The 3,242-nt window shown below is 68.8% G+C and carries 1 protein-coding gene; it reads left to right on the top strand.

The genetic code is table 11. The features are described from left to right. Nucleotides 1-3,242: AMP-binding protein (locus CLV67_RS50775; RefSeq protein WP_146169675.1), on the top strand; the 3,242-nt coding region annotated here is incomplete at both ends.

The following is a 3,242-nucleotide window of genomic DNA, read 5'->3' as shown; positions in this document are numbered from 1 at the left end:
CCACACCACCTCCGGCACCAATGGACCGACTCCACGCTGATCAACATGTACGGCATCACCGAAACGACAATCCACGTCACCCACCAACACGTCGGTCACCACGTCAACATAGGCACCCCACTGCCGAACTACCGGATCCACCTACTCGACCAGCACCTGCAACCCGTCCCGCCCGGCACCCCCGGAGAAATCCACGTCGCCGGAGCAGGACTCGCCCACGGCTACCACCACCAGCCCACCCTCACCGCCGAACGATTCACCCCCGACCCGTTCAGCCAGACCGGCGAACGCCTCTACCGCTCCGGCGACCGCGCCAGACTCCTACCCGACGGCACCCTCGAATACCTCGGCCGCACCGACACCCAACTCAAAATCCGCGGCCACCGCATCGAACCCGCCGAAATCGAGAACACCCTCACCACACGTCCGCAGATCAACGCCGCCATCGCCACCGAACACCACGGCCGCCTCATCGCCTACGTCATCGCGGCCGATGGGCTGCCCGCCGCCGACCAGATCCGCGAACACCTGCGGACCACACTGCCGGAACACATGATCCCGGCCCTCTACATCGAAATCGCCGGCATCCCGCTCAACACCAACGGCAAACGCGACCTGACCAAACTGCCGAAGCCCGACACGAGCCGTCCGGAACTCTCCACCAGCTTCCAGGAGCCGACTCCCGGAACCGAGCAGACCCTGGCCGGCATCTGGTCCGAACTGCTCGGCATCGACCGCATCGGCACAACCGACGACTTCTTCGACCTCGGCGGACACTCCCTGCTCGCCACCCGCGTCATCGGCCGCATCCGCACCACCTTCGGCGTCGGCCTGCCGCTGGCCGCGATGTTCGATCACCCGACCGTGCAGTCGCTGGCCGCCGCGGTCGACCGCGCGCGCACCGAGCGGAACGGCCACGATGACGGCCACATCCTCACGCTCCCGCCGATCGCCCCGGCCGGCCGCAATCAGGATCTGCCCCTGTCGTACGCCCAGCAGCGTCTCTGGTTCCTGGCCCAGCTGGACCCGGCCTCGATCGAGTACCACGTCCCGGTCCTGATCCCGCTCGACGCGGACGTCCGCCCGGCCGCGGTGGCCGACGCCCTCAGCGCGATCGCCGAGCGCCACGAGATCCTGCGCACCCGCCTGGTGACCGGCACGGACGGCCTGCCCCACCAGGTCATCGACTCTCCGTCGCGGGTCGCGGTGGAAACGAGCGCATCACTGTCACAGCTGATGACGGCGCCGTTCGACCTGGCCACCGGTCCTCTGCTCCGTGCCGGCATCATCGGCGGCGCCGATCTCGGCGAAAAGGCCGGGCTGGGCCGAGGCGACGGGGCAGGCCGGCTTCTGGCGCTCGTTCTGCACCATGCGATCTGCGACGAATGGTCGGCCGGCATCCTCACGGCCGAGCTGAAGGCGCTCCTGGGCGGCGAACGCCTGGAGCCGCTGCCGTTCCAGTACGCCGACTACGCGCTCTGGCAGCGCACCTGGCTGACCGGCACGGTCCTGGACGCGCAGCTGGACCACTGGCGCACCGTACTGGCCGGCTCGCCGCAGCTGGAGCTGCCGACCGACCGCCCGCGCCCGCCGGTCCGCTCGACCGCCGGTGACGTCGTCGAGTTCGGCATTTCCGCCGGGACCGCCGAACGGCTGCGGGAACTGGCCCGCGCTCACGGGGCGACGATGTTCATGACCCTGGCCGCCGCCTACGCGACCTTGTTGCACCGGCACACCGGCCAGGACGATCTCATCGTCGGCACCCCGGTGGCCGACCGTGGGCAGACCGAGAACCTGATCGGCTTCTTCGTCAACACGCTCGCCCTGAGGACGCGGTTCGACGGCGACCCCACGTTCGGCGAGCTCCTCGACCGGGTGCGGGCCACCTCGCTGGACGCCTTCGCCCATCAGGAGCTGCCGTTCGAGCAGCTGGTCGACGATCTGGTCCAGTCCCGCGACCGGTCACGCAGCCCGCTCGTCGAGACGCTCTTCACCTACTCCACCGACGTGACCGCACCGATCCGGGTGCTGGACACCACGGTGGCGAAGTTCGACCTGAGCCTCAGCACGATCGAGGGCGCCGACGGTGGCGTACGGGCAGGTCTGTACTTCAGCACCGCCCTGTTCGACCGTTCCACGATCGAGCGGATGGCCGGCCATCTGACGACCCTGCTCGAAGGCGTCGTCACCGACCCGGAGCAGCCGGTCTCCCAACTGCCGATCCAGGACCGTCACGACCACCCGGACACCACCGTCGTGCTGCCGGTCGACACCGTCCTCGACCTCATCGACTTCGACGGCACCGCGCTGATCTTCGGTGACCAGACCGTCGGATACCGCGAACTGCACGAACGCTCCAACCAGCTCGCCCACCACCTGCGCGCGCTCGGCGGCGGCCCGGAGACCGTGATCGCGCTGCCCCTGGAACGAGGATTCGACCTGGTCATCGCGATCCTCGCGATCTGGAAGACCGGCGCCGCCTACCTACCGCTCGACCCCAAGCACCCGGAAGCCCGCAACCGGCTGATGGCCACCACGAGCCGGGCACTGCTCACCATCACACCGGAATTCCTGGCCGACCCCGCCATCACCGACCGTCCCACCAGCGCTCCGGACATCACGATCCACCCCGACCAGGCCGCCTACGTCATCTACACCAGCGGAACAACAGGCAACCCCAAGGGCGTCGTCAACACCCACCGGGCCCTGCTCAACCGCATCAACTGGATGCAGAACGCCTACCCGCTCTCCCCCGCCGACACGGTTCTCCACAAGACCCCGACGACGTTCGACGTCTCGGTGTGGGAACTCGTCTGGTCCCTGACCACGGGCGCCAGGATGGTGATCGCCGAGCCGGGCCGCCACGCCGACCTCGACCACCTGCACCACCTGCTGCACACCCACCAGGTCACGACCACACACTTAGTACCGTCCGTGCTTCACCACTTCGCCCGGAGCGCCTGGCCGCACCCGCTGCCGCACCTGCGTGACCTGATCAGCAGTGGCGAGGCACTCCCGGCTGCCGACGTCGACGCCCTGTACCAGCGGCACCCCACCGTCGCCGTCCACAACCTCTACGGACCGACCGAGGCCGCGATCGACGTCACCCACTGGACCTGCGCCCGTGGGGGAAGCGACGAGATCCCCATCGGCCGCCCGATCGACAACATCCGCATCCACCTGCTCGACAAGCACCTGCAGCCCGTTCCGCCCGGCGTCACCGGCGAGATCCACATCGCCGG

The organism is Actinoplanes italicus, assembly GCF_003001815.1.
Classification (GTDB): domain Bacteria; phylum Actinomycetota; class Actinomycetes; order Mycobacteriales; family Micromonosporaceae; genus Actinoplanes; species Actinoplanes italicus.
The sequence above is the reverse complement of the archived record's forward strand: the minus strand, read 5'-3'. Positions and strand labels throughout refer to the sequence as shown.